Source organism: Neorhizobium sp. P12A, from assembly GCF_008365395.1.
In the GTDB taxonomy this organism is placed as follows: domain Bacteria; phylum Pseudomonadota; class Alphaproteobacteria; order Rhizobiales; family Rhizobiaceae; genus Rhizobium.
Map to the genome: position 1 here is coordinate 1,019,451 of NZ_QOVX01000002.1, position 16,091 is coordinate 1,035,541.

Annotated in this window: 16 protein-coding genes; 7 read left to right on the top strand and 9 right to left on the bottom strand. The window is 58.9% G+C overall.

The genetic code is table 11. The features are described from left to right. Nucleotides 1-241: 241 nt before the first annotated feature. Nucleotides 242-1,852, bottom strand: coding sequence for an adenylyl-sulfate kinase (locus DTW90_RS11005; RefSeq protein ID WP_188079917.1), 1,611 nt, complete (start codon nucleotides 1,850-1,852; stop codon nucleotides 242-244). 947 nt (nucleotides 1,853-2,799) lie between these two features. Further along, nucleotides 2,800-4,065 carry an adenylate/guanylate cyclase domain-containing protein gene (locus DTW90_RS11010; protein ID WP_188079918.1) on the bottom strand — a complete coding sequence of 422 codons (1,266 nt, stop codon included), beginning with the start codon at nucleotides 4,063-4,065 and terminating at the stop codon, nucleotides 2,800-2,802. A 56-nt stretch (nucleotides 4,066-4,121) separates the two neighbouring features. On the opposite strand from DTW90_RS11010, the gene rpe reads away from it, so the two are divergent. Together rpe and DTW90_RS11020 are read left to right on the top strand one after the other, a co-directional pair. Then, nucleotides 4,122-5,027 carry a ribulose-phosphate 3-epimerase gene (gene rpe / locus DTW90_RS11015; protein WP_281407564.1) on the top strand — a complete coding sequence of 302 codons (906 nt, stop codon included), beginning with the start codon at nucleotides 4,122-4,124 and terminating at the stop codon, nucleotides 5,025-5,027. Between the two features lie 81 nt (nucleotides 5,028-5,108). Then, complete coding sequence (locus DTW90_RS11020) at nucleotides 5,109-5,504, top strand: hypothetical protein (protein WP_149338208.1); 396 nt, start codon at nucleotides 5,109-5,111, stop codon at nucleotides 5,502-5,504. Between the two features lie 108 nt (nucleotides 5,505-5,612). Here the strand turns inward: DTW90_RS11020 and DTW90_RS11025 are convergent, their stop codons facing one another. The 3 genes from DTW90_RS11025 to DTW90_RS11035 all read right to left on the bottom strand — a co-directional run bounded on the left by DTW90_RS11025 (nucleotide 5,613) and on the right by DTW90_RS11035 (nucleotide 8,593). Continuing rightward, the gene (locus tag DTW90_RS11025) at nucleotides 5,613-6,374 is read right to left on the bottom strand and encodes an isocitrate lyase/phosphoenolpyruvate mutase family protein (protein ID WP_149338210.1); all 762 of its coding nucleotides are present in this window, start codon (nucleotides 6,372-6,374) and stop codon (nucleotides 5,613-5,615) included. 86 nt (nucleotides 6,375-6,460) lie between these two features. Continuing rightward, nucleotides 6,461-7,642 carry an MFS transporter gene (locus DTW90_RS11030; RefSeq protein ID WP_149338212.1) on the bottom strand — a complete coding sequence of 394 codons (1,182 nt, stop codon included), beginning with the start codon at nucleotides 7,640-7,642 and terminating at the stop codon, nucleotides 6,461-6,463. 84 nt (nucleotides 7,643-7,726) lie between these two features. After that, complete coding sequence (locus DTW90_RS11035; protein WP_149338214.1) at nucleotides 7,727-8,593, bottom strand: SDR family oxidoreductase; 867 nt, start codon at nucleotides 8,591-8,593, stop codon at nucleotides 7,727-7,729. A gap of 166 nt (nucleotides 8,594-8,759) precedes the next feature. Between DTW90_RS11035 and DTW90_RS11040 the strand changes: the two genes are divergently transcribed. The 3 genes from DTW90_RS11040 (at nucleotide 8,760) to DTW90_RS11050 (ending at nucleotide 12,059) form a co-directional block, all read left to right on the top strand. Further along, a complete protein-coding gene (locus DTW90_RS11040; RefSeq protein ID WP_132517647.1) occupies nucleotides 8,760-9,359 on the top strand; it encodes a TetR/AcrR family transcriptional regulator in 600 nt (199 codons plus the stop codon). 282 nt (nucleotides 9,360-9,641) lie between these two features. After that, complete coding sequence (locus tag DTW90_RS11045) at nucleotides 9,642-11,225, top strand: Na+/H+ antiporter (RefSeq protein ID WP_149338216.1); 1,584 nt, start codon at nucleotides 9,642-9,644, stop codon at nucleotides 11,223-11,225. A 99-nt stretch (nucleotides 11,226-11,324) separates the two neighbouring features. Continuing rightward, the gene (locus DTW90_RS11050) at nucleotides 11,325-12,059 is read left to right on the top strand and encodes a phosphotransferase (RefSeq protein WP_149338218.1); all 735 of its coding nucleotides are present in this window, start codon (nucleotides 11,325-11,327) and stop codon (nucleotides 12,057-12,059) included. A gap of 90 nt (nucleotides 12,060-12,149) precedes the next feature. Here DTW90_RS11050 and DTW90_RS11055 read toward each other — a convergent pair whose 3' ends face one another. The 4 genes from DTW90_RS11055 to DTW90_RS11070 all read right to left on the bottom strand — a co-directional run bounded on the left by DTW90_RS11055 (nucleotide 12,150) and on the right by DTW90_RS11070 (nucleotide 14,311). After that, a complete protein-coding gene (locus DTW90_RS11055) occupies nucleotides 12,150-12,437 on the bottom strand; it encodes a hypothetical protein (RefSeq protein WP_132517641.1) in 288 nt (95 codons plus the stop codon). Between the two features lie 242 nt (nucleotides 12,438-12,679). Further along, nucleotides 12,680-13,384 carry a DUF2807 domain-containing protein gene (locus DTW90_RS11060; protein WP_149338220.1) on the bottom strand — a complete coding sequence of 235 codons (705 nt, stop codon included), beginning with the start codon at nucleotides 13,382-13,384 and terminating at the stop codon, nucleotides 12,680-12,682. A 31-nt stretch (nucleotides 13,385-13,415) separates the two neighbouring features. Next, the gene (locus DTW90_RS11065) at nucleotides 13,416-13,988 is read right to left on the bottom strand and encodes a DUF1700 domain-containing protein (protein WP_149338222.1); all 573 of its coding nucleotides are present in this window, start codon (nucleotides 13,986-13,988) and stop codon (nucleotides 13,416-13,418) included. After that, the gene (locus DTW90_RS11070; RefSeq protein WP_149338223.1) at nucleotides 13,985-14,311 is read right to left on the bottom strand and encodes a PadR family transcriptional regulator; all 327 of its coding nucleotides are present in this window, start codon (nucleotides 14,309-14,311) and stop codon (nucleotides 13,985-13,987) included. The genes DTW90_RS11065 and DTW90_RS11070 overlap by 4 nt, the downstream gene beginning before the upstream one ends. A gap of 220 nt (nucleotides 14,312-14,531) precedes the next feature. Here DTW90_RS11070 and DTW90_RS11075 point away from each other — a divergent pair, with 220 nt between their 5' ends. After that, entirely contained in the window at nucleotides 14,532-15,443 is a 912-nt protein-coding gene (locus DTW90_RS11075) for an alpha/beta fold hydrolase (protein WP_246664920.1), read from the top strand. A 108-nt stretch (nucleotides 15,444-15,551) separates the two neighbouring features. Continuing rightward, nucleotides 15,552-16,082: a GNAT family protein gene (locus tag DTW90_RS11080; RefSeq protein WP_132517631.1), complete on the top strand. Its 531-nt coding sequence runs from the start codon at nucleotides 15,552-15,554 to the stop codon at nucleotides 16,080-16,082. Nucleotides 16,083-16,091: the final 9 nt, after the last annotated feature.

Consider the following 16,091-nt stretch of genomic DNA (forward strand, 5'->3'; position numbering starts at 1 on the left):
TTTCTTACGCGATGACGTCAAACAGCTTTCCGTCCTGAGCCTGCCATTGGATAGAGTGCAGAGTGAAGTTGGCGACTCCAGCCAACTTGCTGACGACCTGTCGATAGCGGACCCTTTCTCGATTGTCGGAAACGCCCAAGGATCTGCACGGATCTGATCGAAGAGGTTCGCGTCGCACCTCGATCGAAAGGGGCCTAACCCACCCCCACCCTAAGCTGGGGTGGGGGTGACCAAAAGGCCCCTAGGCATTGGGCGAAACGGGAATTCCTTTTGGATCGCCGTTCAGCAAGACCGATTTCCGTATCTTGGTTGCCGAAATCGCGTGCAATTCGTCGTTCAAGTCGATCCGTTCCACGACATATCCGACGTCCCGCCCGTAATAGATTCCGGTAATGTTCGGGATCTGGACCACTGTGAACCGGCCAAGATAATGGCGCAGGCCTTCCTCGATCCGGCTTCGGACATGTTCGAAGCCATAGGGGTTCTTTTCATCCAGCTGGCTGGTATCACGAACCGCTATGCAGGCCTGGCCCACACGCCGAATCCCTTCCTCGATCAATGCCTTGTGCCCGTCATGGAAGGGCTGGTAGCGCCCGACGAACAATGCCGTTGGGCGTTTCGGGTCGAAAACCGGCCTCAGCATTCCGCATATCTGCTCGGCCCAGTATTCCGGACTGCCGTCGGCGGTGACGCGTATGTCACTGTGGTTAGGCGCGACGAACAGCTTGTTGGTGTCGGCAAATCGGCCTTCCCTGATCCTGTCGACCCAGATTACAGCCGCATCTCCGAAGGCCTCGCGTGTTTCCGGCGTCGGGCAAACGAAGTCGGCGATGACGTAAGATCCTGAGGCGGCAATCTTGTCTGCGAGCCAGCCCATCCGACGGGCATGTTCGACGCGGTCCGGCACCGAGAAGGAAAGATCCTTATTGATGTTTGCCCTTATCTCGTCGGCATTCAGATGAACCGCGCTCAACCGGGGAACCAGCGCCTTTGCGAGTGTCGTCTTGCCGGAACCAGGTAAGCCCATGATCAGGATTTTACGCATGATTTTCCTTTCGGAGGTTTCAATCGACAAAGTTGGCAGAGTTTTGTGCGTGGCTGTCTCCGAGGTTTGGAAGCGATAACCGAAGTGATCTATCTCCTTCTCGCAGGCGCGTTCGACCAGCGCACGTGTTGGCTCGTCATATAATTCGCGATAGTCGTATTGAGTGGCCGCCTTGGCATGCGGAAGCTCTTGCACGGGCAGATCGAGCAGCCCGCACAGTTCCGCGAAGTCCTTCGGCAGTTGCTCGAACTTTCCGATGAAATCAACGGCGACCCGGTCATTGATCGTGTAGATGGGCCACGTGCTCACCAGCCGTTGCCACTTGCTTAGACGGCCTTCGCCGGCGATGAGCCGTGGAACGAATTGCGAGAAGGACATGTCCGGGTAACCCGCCCGGCCGGTGAGGTAGAAATAGAAGGAAGCCATACGCGCATAGGGATTTCGCACGAAGGAAAATTTGAGATTGCGATTCCAGGCCGCTTCATCGAAACGCCGCACCTCCTCGGCGAATGGATGATCGGTGACTTGTCCGAAATGAGGCTCATAGAGCCTGTCCTGGAATGACAGAACGCTACGTTGCCGGCGGGCATTTGCGGCAACGATTGACCCGATCCTGTCCGGTCTACATCGAAAGGCATCCCATCGAGCTCGAAGGTTGAGTTTGATTGCCGCCTTTTCCCGTTCCCGCTGGGCACCCAGGAGAATGTCCCGCGGACCAAGAAATGGCGCCAGAGCAACATTTATCGAACTTCCCGCAGTCTTTGGACAATGCAGGAAGGTAAAGCTATGCCGATAGGAAATGATCACGGCGAAGAACCCCCATTCTCTCGCACGCCGCATCGGCAAGCAGACAGACGCCTGCATACGATGCGGCTCACCGACTAAGCACAGCCACTAACGATTGACCCGACCAATCGCCCGTGACGAATCAGGACAAAACAGTGCCCTGAATTTCGAGCCTATACGAATATTAGAGGAATGTTAATTCCCGGATGCCTTGTATGAGGTCAACCTGGTTGTGCTACCCGGCGGCAGGCCTTGGACTCTTGCCTCGTTGGAGGCCGGCATCGGAAGTCCCACGTGCGAATCTATCGCATCATTGAGCCAAGCCGGATCATTGTTTCGTGGATATGCGGATGCGCTTTGCGATCGACGAAAACGCACCCCAGTCAGTTAGCGATTGGACCCGCGCGTTGACAACCCGGTGCAATCGAGGGCTCCGCCACAGGAGTTGGGGCTATAGGGCCCGATCGGGTAATTTCTTGCCGGACCCGGATTGGATGGGCGATCAGGACGCGGGCCGCTTGGGCGTCCTGCGCCGGAGTTGCCGCCCTGTCCCCGCCCGTCGTTGTTCCCCCGCCAGTTGTTGTTCCCTTGGCGGTAGTCATTCCCCCGCCGATAGTCGTTCCGGTTATCCCAGTCTCGACCGGGGTAGCGGTCGTAGCGCCTGTAGCGGTATGGATTGTCATACCCACCATAATACCTGTCGTATCCACTGTAATAGCCGTCATATCCGCCGATATACACACCGCTGCCATATGCATATCCGCCGTCGCCGTAGCTTGCACTGTCAACACAACTCGCAAGCGAAAGGCCTGTGAGACCTATCGCTGCGACAAATTTTAGAACGCTCATGAAATCAATCTCCCCACCCACTCCGGAGTATATAGAGCCGGGCCACCGGCATATCCAGTGGGGAGAGACTAGGCTGCGTGCCGAGCTTCCCGTCGCATGCCGCACTGAAATGCGGTTTCTCAGTGCAGGGACCAGGCGACCGAGCTGCCAGCGAGCGTTCTCCTCAGATGCTCGTTTGCCTCCACACCCTCTGCATCCTTCGCATATTCAGGTTTCAGCCGGTCGAGGAAATACATTGTCATTTTGCCCTTGTTTTTCACATCGAGGGCGCCTCGCGGCGTGCAGTCGAAATACGATTTTACGTGCTGGTAGGTGCTTTCGGAGATGTTCACCTGGTCTGCTTCGTCAGTGCTCTCCATGCGTGCCGCGATATTCACCGTGTCGCCCCAGATGTCGTAGCTGAATTTCTTCCGGCCGACGATGCCGGACATGACGCTGCCCGTGTTGAGGCCGATGCGAAGGTGCCAGGGTCGTTGCCCGGTCGCAGTCCAGCGCTGGTTCGAGTTCACGACGAGGCGCCGCATTTCGAGAGCGGCAAGGCAGCTACGCACCGCGTGGTCCTTGCGACCGAGCATCAGGCCGCCGGCGCACATGTAGGAGTCTCCTATGGTCTTGAGCTTTTCCAGTCCATGCCGCGCGACGATGTTGTCGAATTCGGAAAAATACATGTCGAGGTCATCAAGCAACTCTCGGGGTGAGAGTTCGGCGGCAGACGTGGTGAAGCCGACGAAATCCGTGAAGAGGATCGTCGTGGACGGGTGGTGACGGGGTTCGACACGGCCATTTTCCGTCAGTTCAGCAGCTATCTTGGGCGGCAGGATGTTGAGGAGCAGGCTGTCCGAGCGCTGCTTTTCGGCGGCCAGCGCCTGCTGCGATCGCAAGACCTCGGCGAGCTTCAGGCGCAGTTCGAGCTGGGCGATGGTCTGCCGCGCGAGGCGTCGGATGCCTTCGGCAGCCTCGAAGCCAAGCTCGCGTGGTGCAAGGTCCATGATGCAGAGTGTTCCGAGCGCACGACCGCCTGAATCGATCAACGGCATGCCTGCATAGAAGCTGACGAAAGGTTCGGTCGCGATGAAAGGCAGCGCCTTGAAGCGGTCGTCGGCGTGGGTGTCAGGAACCACCAGCATGTCGCTGCGGCAGATCGCGTGAGCGCAGCAGACGCCGCCGCGAGGCAGTTCCTCGATGCCGGGTGGAACGCCGTGACGGGACTTGAGCCATATCTTCGTGTCGCCGACGATATTGACTATCGCGATCGGGACACCGGCAATCAGGGCGGCAAGGTCGGTGAGATCGTCGAATGCCGGTTCGGGACCGGTGCCGTATACCTCATAGACACGCACCGCGGCGAAGCGTTCACTCTCGTTATCAGGTACGGGAAAATCCATGCTGACGCCCTCCATTGCGCAGAGCCACGACGGCTCGCCCGTTCAGATCAGTCAGGTTGGATCAGATCGGGGGCGGCTCCGGTCTTGTCGATCATCGGTCCGGTGTCGTTTTCGGGACTTGCCCTGGCGAAGCAGCTCACGTCGCCCCTCCGGCATCTGCTGCTTGTCAAAATTTACTCTTGCCATCCCGCTTAATCAATGACGCTGGCGGTCATCCGGGAAAATCTACGGTTGTTGCGCCTCTTCTCGGAATTCGTATTGTTAACCTATTGGATTCGCTGCGTTGGATTGATGCTATGAAAATGCCCGCCCGTATCGCTCCCTCGATACTCGCCTGCAACCTTGCAAGATTGTCTGAAGAATGCCATGCGGCCCTCGAAGCCGGAGGTGATTTTATTCATTTCGATGTGATGGATAACGCTTTTGTTCCCAATCTCTCTTTTGGTGCGCCTCTCCTGAAATCGCTAAGAAGCGACGGTTTCTCCGGCTTCGTGGACGTGCATATCATGGCGAACGACGTTGACCGGCTCGTCGAAGATTGTGCCGAGGCGGGAGCAAACAGCATCACCATTCACTTCGAAGCAACAAGCCACGTCCAGCGAGCGCTTGCCAGAATACGAGCGTTCGGATGCGAAGTGGGTCTCGCGGTGAACATTTCGACGCCAGTCGAAGCCATCGAATATGTGATGGACGATATCGATATGTTGCTGGTGATGACCATCAACCCTGGCTTCGGGGGACAGTCACTCATTCCGGCCGCGTTGCCGAAGATTGAGAGGGCAAGGCGGCTTATCGACAATGCGGGCAGGGCGGCACGAATTCAGGTCGATGGCGGCGTCAAGGTGGGAAACATCCGTACAATTGCCGATGCCGGAGCCGACACATTCGTCGTCGGCAGCGATTTCTTTTCGGCGCCGGACTACAAGGAAAGGTGCGCAGCGTTCCGGGCTCAACTCGCTTGAGGACTGGCTGGGAACGCGGCCGGCTTTGGCTGCTTGGGGCCTGAATACGACTTGGTTCAAATACGAGAGAAGAAGAATGCAATGAAGCAGGTCGAATTACATCTGATTGGCGGCGGAGAGGATGACGTCGCTCTTTTCAACCTTATCGATGAGTATCCAAATTGTCGCCTCCAATGCGAATACCGCGACCGCCGATTAGAAGCGACGGCCTCCGACTTTTTCGAAGCACTTTGCGTTGTGCGAAATATGATGGCGACGGATGGCCTGATCCCATTCTGCTATGGAGCCAGCTTGAACGTCTACCCTTCCGGTATGGCCCGTGACATGGGAAGGGGCTTAAAGGCGTACAAGTTGAAGAAGGATCATCGCGCAGAAGAGCTTGTTGAGATTTTTGCCGAGGCAGCGGACGTTATACCGTCATCTGTCGAACGACAGCGCGAATTTTGGCAAGACTGGCTTGGAAGCCCAAAAAAGTGAAATGCGAAAGCTGTTGTCCGCTTTCGGCCCCGGAAGCAGTCATCGCCTCCGCTGAAGATCCATATGGGAGGCGGTCCGGACTGCTGATCGCCTTCCCATTGTTTGTCGTCAGCTCGAATAGACCTGCTTGGCAGCGGCCCCAAGAGCCCCCATCGCTTCCACATACGGAATATTGCCGAAACTGATCCGTGCAACGCCAAGAGCGGCCAGGCGGTCAGGGGTCGATACACCGTCCATGACCATGACGTTGACCGGCAGAACCGATCCCTTCACGACCCGTTCGATCAGCCTGTCGTCAACGAGGCCGGGGACAAAGAGGCTCGATGCGCCGGCTTCAGCATAGGCTCTTGCCCGGTCGACCGCTTCGTCGACGAAATTTTCTGCATCCTTGAAATGCTCGAAAAATAGATCGGTTCGCGCGTTGATGAACAGGTCGACGCCTCTTCGGTCCGCCGCCTTGCGAATGGCTGCAATGCGCTCGGCCTGGCGTTCTCTGCTATAGAGTCCCGAACCCTTGACGATGCGATCTTCGAAATTGATGCCGACAATGCCGGTGTCCAGAAGCCGGGCGACATTCTCGGCCAGCGTGGCGTCGTCATCGCTATAGCCGCCTTCGAAATCCGCAGAAACCGGAATCTCGACCGCGGCAGCAACTCGACCGATCGTCTCCAGGGCAAGAGGAAGCGGAAGATCCTCGCCGTCGCGATATCCAAGGGCTGCCGCAACCGCCCAACTGCTGGTCGCGATCGCCGGCGCCCCGGCAGCAGCAATGGCTTTTGCGCTGCCCGCATCCCAGGCGTTGAAGAGTTGCAGTGGATTGCCTTTGACGTGCAAGGCTGAAAACTGGCGAGCCTTTTCATTCTGGGTCATGAGATTTTCCTTCTCGTGGTTTGCAGGCGACGACGCTGCCGTTGCCTGCTGTCAATTCCGTGAAGTCGTGGTGCGTCGCCGCATCATCAGGCTGATGCTGCGGATTCATCGGGGTGCCTGCGATTGGCCGCATCGATGCGAAGCGTCGCAAGCTCTGCCAGGACAAGTGCGACGATGACGAAGATAGCGCCGATGTAGCCGAGGTTGTGGGCGCCGACGGCCGGAATTGCCAGCGCGCCGACGACCCCCGCAGCGGTAACGCCGAGATAGGTGCCCGATGTATTCAGGCCGAGGACGACAGGGGCAGAATGCGCGGCGGCGTCGACAAGCCGATGCTGTTGCGGCGCCAGAAGACCCCAGGCAACAGCGCCCCAGACGGCAACCGCAATCGCACTCGTCCAGATATTGACGCTGGCGAGCGGCAGCAGGGCCATCGTCAGTGTCAGGGCGATCAGGCCTCCGAAGATGACCTTGCGGTTACCAATCGTATCGGAGAGGCGACCGGCGATCAGGTTGGCCACCATGCCGCTCGTTCCCCAGAGCACCAGCATTGCGCCGATCAGCAGGGAATTGTGATTGAGCACGTCGTCGAAGACGACGGTGAAGTAAGTGTAGCTGATGAAATGCCCTGTCTGGTAGACGAGACCGGTCAGCAGCGTCAGAGCCACCCGTGAATCCCGGATCGGCGCCACGCGCTGTGCAAGAGTGATCTTCGGCGGCAAGGGAAGATGGGGCAGAAGCGCCCAGATGCCGATCCCTGAAGCGGCAGCGAGGGCCGAGACGAACACCATGGTCAGCCGCCAATCGCCGAATCCGCCGATCATCGCGCCGATGGGCGTTCCGAGCGCGGTCGAGGCCGTCAGGCCGGTGATCACGACGGCGAGCGCAAAGCCGCGTTTTTCCGGTGCGACCATGGTTGCGGCAGCGCCGGTCGCCGTCGGCGCGAACATCGCGGCTCCGAGGCCTGCGAGAACGCGTGTTGCCAGGGCAATACCGAAGGTCGGGGCGATCGCGGTCGCAAGGTTCGCCACCACGAAGGTCGCAAGGCTGAGCAGCAGCAGCGTCTTGCGCGGAACATGCGCTGCAATCGCGGCAACCGTCGGCGCCAAGAGCGCATAGGTAACGGCATAGACCGTCGTGACCTGCCCGGCGACCCCGATCGGCACGTCAAAGCTCTGAGAGATCTCCGGCAATATGCCGGCCATCACGAAACTGTCCGTTCCCAGAGCGAACATTCCTAGGGCTAATATCAGCAAGCGCTTATCCATCACGCTTTTCTCCATTGGACAAATACATCAGGCGTCGGCACGGAAGGACGGGTGCTCACGCCGCCGTCCTTCCGGGACCTGGGTTCATGCCACTTTCAATGTTTCGAGGGCTGCCATGCCGATGGCGTTGATCATGCCGCTCTGGATCGGGGCAACGGCGGTATTGACGGCATCGGCGCCAAATCCATTGCCGACCACGACGCGCGCCGGACGCTGACCGGCAGGCGTCACTGTCAGCCTGGCAATTTCTTCGGCAACATCATGCGAGTTGGGGGCGTCCGGGCCGGAAAGCAGGCCGGAAATATAAGTGTTGAATGCCTTCGACACGTCGGCGACCGCGCCATATTCATGCTCGCGACTCACATCGCTGGCGCCGATCTCTTCATAGAGACTGGTCGGATATGCGCTCGGCTGAACCAGCACGACATCGATGCCGAGTTGCGAGAGTTCATAGCGATAGCTCTCCGTCATCGCTTCGACCGCAAATTTGGTCGCGCCATAGAGGCCGAGGAAAGGAATGGTCACGCGGCCGAGGATCGAGCCGATGTTGATGACGAGGCCCGAGCCGTTCTTGCGAAGTTGCGGAAGAGCCGCGCGGAGCACGCGCTGAATACCCAGGACGTTGACGTCGAACATCTGGCGGGTCTGCTCGGTGGTGACAGCCTCCGAAACGCCCTGAACCATCCGGCCCGCATTGTTGACCAGCACGTCGAGCTTGCCGTCCGTCCGTTCGAAGAGGCTCTTGAACGCGGCATCGACGCTTGCGTCGTCGGTGACGTCAAGCTCGATCAGTTCGATGCCCTTCGCCTGCAACTCGCGGGCGACTTCTGCATGTTTGCCATTGATGCCGCGCATCGTGCCGAAGACGCGATGGCCAGCGGCCTTGAGTGTGAGCGCGGTGTCCTTGCCGAAGCCGCTCGAAGTGCCGGTGATGAGAACGATTTTAGACATGGTGATCTTCTTCTCAGGTGGGCCGGGCGACGCCGGCGCGTGAATTGTCAGGTTCGTTCCTAATTATTCAGTGAACGATGAATAATTCGTAGCGACATTGATTTTGGTCGTCAACTGATTTATTCATCGATCACTGAATATTTTTGAGAACACGCAGGAGGGCTGGATGCCGAGAGGTCGCCCAAGACAATTCGATCGCGATAAGGCGCTGCAGGACGCCATGATGGTGTTCTGGGCAAACGGCTATCACGCGACGTCGATGCCGGAACTTTGCGAAGCCATGGGGATCGACGTGAAGAGCCTCTATGCCGCTTTCGGCAACAAGGAGAAACTCTTCGTGGAATCCGTCGGACTTTACATGAAGGCAACCCAGGACCTGCTTTGGGCGCATCTCGACAAAGGCGATCCGGCCCGCGTGGGGCTGAGGAACATGTTTGAAGCCCTCGTCGCCATCATGACGGACAGCGCATCGCATCCGGTCGGCTGCTGGACGACGCTGGCTTTGGTGGACGAGGACATGCCGAGCCTTGTCGTCGGCGCCATCAGGAAAGCAAGGCGCGATTGGCTCGACGTTATCGGTGCCTGTCTGACTGCAGCCAGGGATAGGGGTGAACTGCCTGCTTCAGCAAAGATTGCCAGCCTCACGCGCTTCTATGTCGCCATCGTTCAGGGCATCGGCATCCAGGCCCATGACGGGGCAACGAAAGCCGAGTTGGATGATCTCGCGGAAACGGCAATGTCAGCGTGGCCGACGCAGACGCACTAGTGCTGGCAGAGCTATCCGGCCAATGATCGCTGAAGGCGTAGTGCCGCCTCGCCAAGTTTGCGCCATTTGCGGTCGTGCTCAACCGCCACGACAACGGATAATCAAGACCGACTATTCGGTTGGTAACTCGAGTGACGCCGGCTCGAGGCGGCATTTTCCGCTGGCTTTGGCCCAATAGCATCGTTGGGCAATTGCTTTTCGATCAAACGCACTTTGTAATAAGGCCGATCACAACATGTAATAAAGCCGAGTATAACAGACCTCGTATCAGGGCAGAGGCGCATGGACCCAACACACTTGTTCGAGCTGGTTATCGGGATGTTTGTGGCGATCATCGCCCTGCATTATGCCGCCCATAGATTGGGTCTGCCGCCAGCCGTGGCGCTGCTCGCAGGCGGCGGGTTGCTTGCCTTCCTGCCGGGTCTGCCCACCATTGCAGTCGACCCCGATCTGGTCCTCGTCATGTTCCTGCCGCCCCTGCTCATGGACGGAGCCTGGTCCATCGCGCTGCGACCATTGCGCCGCCATATGATCGGCATTGCCTCCCTTGCCATCGGCGCGGTGTTCTTCACTTGCGCTGCCGTCGCAGTGGTGACTCATTTCCTGTTTCCGTCGCTGCCCTGGGCTGCGTGTGCAGCACTCGGCGCGATCGTTTCGCCGCCCGACGCAGTTTCCGCCCGCGCCGTCCTGGAACGGGTAAAATTGCCCCGGCGCCTGCAGATCCTGCTCGAAGGGGAAAGCCTGCTCAACGATGCCAGCGGCCTGGTGCTCTTCCGTTTTGCCGTCGCCGCCGCTGTCACCGGTGCTTTCAGCGCCGCGGATGCGGCAGGAAGCTTTCTGGTCTTGGCGGTGGGCGGCGCCCTTGTCGGCATCGTGGTCGGGACGGTCTGGGTCCTGTTCGTCCGTCGTCTCGGCGACGAATATCTGATGATCGCCGCCTCGACCCTGTTGTGCTGGACCGCTTATCTGCTCGGCGAGCAGCTCCATGTTTCCGCCGTCATCGCGACTGTCACGACCGGCCTGATCATGAGCTGGCACCAGCACACGGTCTTCACTGCCTCGACGCGCATGCGCGGCACGTCGTTCTGGGACGTGATCGTTTTTCTGATGGAAGCCGCGGTCTTCATCTTGATCGGCCTGTCGCTGCGCGGCGTCGTCGAGCGTGGAGGCGGCTTTGATGTCGTGGCCGCCACGATGGGATTGCCGATACTGGCGATCCTGATTGCGCTTACCCTCGCGCGCTTCGCCTGGGTCTTCGGATCCGACCTCGTGATCAAACTTTGCAATGGTCTGGGGCTTCGCCGATACAAGCCGCTCGGCGCCCGCGGCGTAACCGTCATAAGCTGGGCAGGCGTTCGCGGCGTGGTCACACTGGCCCTGGCGCTAAGCGTTCCCGAAGGCTTTCCCGGCCGCGACTTCATCCTGGTAACGTCGTTTGCGGTCATTGTCGGAACGGTGCTCGTCCAGGGGATGACGCTGGGGCGCGTGATCACCTGGGCAAGGCTGAGCGATCAGGATACGGAAAAGGCGCGCCTCACGATGAGCCAGGCCGAAGCCGCCATGGCCCAGGCGCAATTCGCGACCGTCCAAAATCTTGCCTATGACGGCGAGGGAAAGCTCATCCATCCCCAATTGCTGGAGCGCTATCAGCGTAGGGCCGTGGCGATCGTCGATTACGCCGCGCGCACGGAGCAATATTCGCCCGTTCTCCACGCCCATTTCGACGTCGTTCTCGAAGCGGTCGCGACCGGGCGCCGCGAACTTCTGCGACTACACCGCGCCGGCGATATCGATGACGAGACGTTGCACGAACTGGAACGGGACTTGGATCTCGAGGAACTGAGCGCGATCTCGGCCAAGGCATGAAGGCGAGGGCGGCTTAGGCGTCAACAGCGGACATCCTGGAGTCGTAAACTTCCTCTATGTCTTCCGCCAATTTCATCATGGCCACCAAGGATATCGCCGATGGGGTGGGAAGCGCTCGGGCAATGGGGTAAAGACGCGGTTCGCATCGGACCACTCGCGGGTGGCGTCGCCAACGACGTGTGGAGCGTTCGCGTCGACGGGCAGATCGCAGTCGGTCGTCTCGGCTCCAGGACCGACGCTGATCTCGCGTGGGAAACCGAGCTACTCCAACATCTCGACCGTAAAGGCATGCACGTCCCAGTACCGATCCCGACGACTGATGGCCGGCTGTTCGTGGACGGCCTAGTGGTGATGAAATACATGGAGGGCGGACCGCCAGAGACGGAAGCCGACTGGCGCCGCGTCGCCGACACACTCCGCGAGCTGCATCGGTTGACGCGGGGCTGGCCGCAGCGCCCAGGCTGGCAATCCTCAACCGACCTCCTGCATGCAGAAACCGGAACGAGGATCGATCTTGCAGCGATGCCGCCCGAGGGCGTCATTCGATGTCGAGCAGCGTGGGCGCGGCTGGTCGGGCGTCAGACATGTGTTGTTCACGGTAATCCGAGCAACTCGGGCAACGTTCGCATGACCGCCGATCGAGTCGCCCTGATCGACTGGGATGAGTCACACGTTGACGTCCCCGATCTTGACCTCGTGCTACCCGGCAATGCCGCCGACCTCGACGACGCCGCACATCACATCGCTGCGCAGGCGTCGGCCGCATGGGAAGCCGCCGTCTGCTGGCGGGACGAGTACGCAGTCAGGCGGCTTGCCGAAGTTCGAGCAGTCTAAGCAATTTGGGCGGATCGACGCGCCGTATCCATGCCGGAAGCTCCGGCGGCTGCATCGCGCTCATTTGCAGTTATAGATAGCTCAGAAATTCTACTTGTTCTGCAACAGCCAGATCTTCCCGGCCATCGTTATACCGTAGACGTCCTTTGCAGCGTCGTCATCCAGGTGGCGCCGGTCTAGAAGACCAGTCTCCGTCAGTTGGCTTAATGTGGCGTCGCTGACAGATTTTATCTTTTGCGGGCGTTCTTTCCACCGGTCGGTTTTCGCGAAGGTCACAGTCGCGTTCTCGTGGGTCCATTTCTTCGGCGACTGCGGATATAGGTCCCCTTGCTGGGCGAGTTTCAGTCCAGCGATCTGCGATGGGGTCAGTTCAATCATGCTTGCGAAAATCTCCGTCTTTGTTTCAAGCTGCGCACTTAGCACGGAAATGCCGAAAGTCTTAGAAAAGAGTCCATTCTTTGATGAGTTGGGGCGATGGCTGGATTGCGCCCATTTGCGATCATTGAGGCTATCGCACCTCGCACAGATAGAATTAAGTTGCCCAGGCTTTCACAAGGTTTGGAACCTGGTTCAGGGTGCGCGGCCGTTGACCCGCCGAGCCGGATTGCCGCCCTTGTGGTTCACGGTACCTGCACAATGCGACCGTTACCCTTGATCTCCGCTCGCCGCATCGCCGGATGCCCCGATAACTCGACATTGCCGCTGCCGGAAATCGAAACATCCGCATCTGCTTGTGCGGTTACCTTTGCATCGCCGCTCCCACGGATTTTCACAGTTGCCGACTTTGCGGTCAGGCCTTCGAACCGGGCGTCGCCCGAGCCGGAAATGCTGAGATTGACTGCGTCTGCAATTCCGCTCGCAGTGGAATTCCCGCTGCCCTTGATGTTCACCTGCAGCTCCGGCTGATTGATCTGCGACAGGGTCAGATCGCCATTGCCGAGCAAGTCCCATCTGGTAATCGCTGGTCCCGACAGCTTGACGTCGAGCTGCGGTGCGGACCAGCCTGGCGTGCAATCGAGGCCAAGCCGGCCGGATTCAATGCGCAGGTGACTGAGCAGCACTGAATCTCCACTGATGACGGCCTCTGCCTTTTCGGCTGGCTGATAGTGGATGGAGCCGGGCAGGGCGATCACCAGCCTGTCTCCCGCAACAAAAGGCAGCGCGACCTGCTGCTGGGTGCCGCTTGCAGGTCCGCACGTCGAGCTTCCGCTCCATAAATATGCTGCGCTGGCCCAGCCGGACCCGGAAAGAATGGTTCCGAGCGTTAGAAAGGCGGCGGCACTGCACAGTCCCGCCGTTGCGATGAATGCCATTGTCCGTCCCATGTCTCGTTCCTTCGAAGACCTGCTAAAAATGTCAGTTACCGTGCCGATCCGGTTCGACCAGCCGGAAATGCAATCGTGCATAGTGGCCAAGTGCGCGGATACCGGTTGCCAACCCCATCAGAAGTAAAGCGCCGCCTCCGACGAAGCCGCTCACAAGTCCAGCACCGATGCAGAGGCGCGACAGCAGAGCGGTCATTGTGTCGCCTGAGGAGGAGAGCAAAGCCGTGACGATGAGCTTCAATCCCGCCGCGCCAATCGCCACGAGTCCAACTGCAAGCCCAGCCGCCAGCAGTATCGCGAGCATCAGCAGCGGCAGCAGGAAGAGGATATCGACGATCGCCAGCGCCGCCAGTGCGATGGCCGCAGCGATGAGGTTCGACAGGCTCCAATGTGTTTCGAGACGTTTCAGTCCGATATCCGCCCGCAGTTCCCGCGCGATCCTAGCGGGATCGCCGAGCGCGGAGACCACCTCCGCCTCACTGCGTCCCCGCATCGCGGACTCGGCGAAATGGTCCGAATAGTCAGACATGATTTCTTCGATCTCTTCGGTTGGAAGACCGCCAAGCCCACGCCGCAGCGCGTTCAGAAAGACATCCTTGGTCATGATAAATCCTCAAGAAGTTTATCGACAGCGGTCGCAAAGGAGCGCCAGTCGCTGCGGTGCGCCTCGAAAACGGTCTGGCCGAGCGGCGTGAGCCGATAATATTTTCGCGGCGGCCCGCTGCTGGATTCGACAAGGCGGGTGGCCACAAGGCCATCATTCTGCATGCGGCGCATCAGGGGATAGATCGTCCCTTCGCCCATGCCGACAGCCGCGACCAAGGTGCTGGCGATCTCATAGCCATAGCTCTCTCCCCGTGACAGCACGGCCAGCACGCACAGATCGAGTGCGCCTTTTCTCAGTTGAACTTGAATAGAGTCGGCCATGTCATTTCCCGTATTTACAGACTGTTTATAGCACGCTACCTGTTATTGCAAGGTAGTGAAGCAGGGGTGCTGAATTTTTCATTTTCAACCCGGGCCGCGCGGCAAAAGGCCGAGTTGCCGGAGAATGTCTCTCACGTCGGAACAATCGCCATGACACGCATATGCTTGGCTCTCGCGGTCGCTTTTTTATCTCGCTCTATCGCCTGCGCAGGCGGCAGGCATGAAATATCTTCATATCCCCGGCGGACAGGATGGTCCGCCAATCGATGCTGTAATGTGGTCGCCGTGTGCCAAAGCGCCGGAACACGTGCAAATCAGAGCGCTCACAATTCCGGCAGTCCCGGATTGCCCGATTGCCGGAGAAAGCCTGCCGCTCGTGATCATCTCGCATGGCTATGGCGGTTGGTACCTTGGCCATCACGACACGGCCGAGGCCTTGGCCGATTCCGGCTTCGTCGTGGTCGCTATCAATCATCCCTACGCAAATTACGCCGACATGAGCCGGGCGAATGGTTTGAGCGTGCTGATCGCGCGACCCGCCGATATCAAGCGAACCATTGATTTCATGCTCACCGACTTCCGGGATTCCGCCAGGATCGACCCGCAAAGGATCGGTTTCTATGGCTTCTCTCAGGGCGGCTACACGGGTCTTGTTCTTGCCGGCGCAAATCCGGATTTCAGCAAATTGCCGTCACGTTGCGCCGATCCGAAAGCAGTCGGTTGTCCGCAGACCAGTCAAGCCCGCCCTCCGCGGCCATCGCCGATACTCCAGACGTTGACGCATGATCACCGCATCAGGGCGATGGTGGTCGCGGAGCCTCTCAGTATTGTCTTTCAGACGACAGACAGTGTGAAGGATGTCACAGTTCCGCTTCAAGTCTGGGGATCGGAGCTTGGCGGCGGCGGCGGGGCATCACCGGAAGATGTTGCGACGCTTATCCATGTACTCCCGAAAAAGCCTGACTTCAGGATTGTGCCCAAGGCCGTCCATATGTCGTTTCTGACGATGTGCCCAAAGATCGATACGTCTTCGCAAGCGTGCATCGACGCGCCCGGCTTTGACCGGGCGGCTTTCCACAGGACGTTCAATGCCGAAGTGGTTGCATTTTTTCAGCGAAATCTTGGAGAGTGAACGTCGTTGACGCGAGCGGCTTAAATCTGCGCGCCAAGTGGTCATTGCCCCATAACGAGTTTCGCATAAATTGGTGCAACTGATCGGCTTTGATATTGGATGATATCCATGGTTTGTCTGGAAGGTGCTGGGGTGCGATTAAGGCCCGCTTCGCCTGATGATGCCAAGGCTCGGTTTTCGTTGGGAACGGATGTCGACATTGCGAAAATGTTCGGAGTGAGCGGGTCGGATGTAAAACCAGTGACGAGAGATGCGGCGGAAGAATGGGCGCAAGGCCAGGCGAAAAATCCTTACGCCTGGATGATCGATGTCGAAGAGCGCCTGATCGGAGAAATCAAACTTCACAGCCTTAATTTCCAGGATCGGCGGGCATCAATGGCGATTGCCATTTATCACCCGGCGTTCCTTGGAAAGGGACTGGGGAGCGAGGCGATCCGGCTGCTTTTGCGGCATGCCTTCACCGAGCTGGAACTCCATCGCATCGGAATAAGGGTGCTTGCCTATAATGAACGCGCAATCCGAGCCTATCAGAAATGCGGTTTCGTGGTGGAGGGACGGGAGCGGGAAACCGCCTTTGTAGACGGCAAATGGCATGACGACCTTATGATGGGCCTGCTTTCAACCGAATTTCTGGCGTAGGCTCTCATC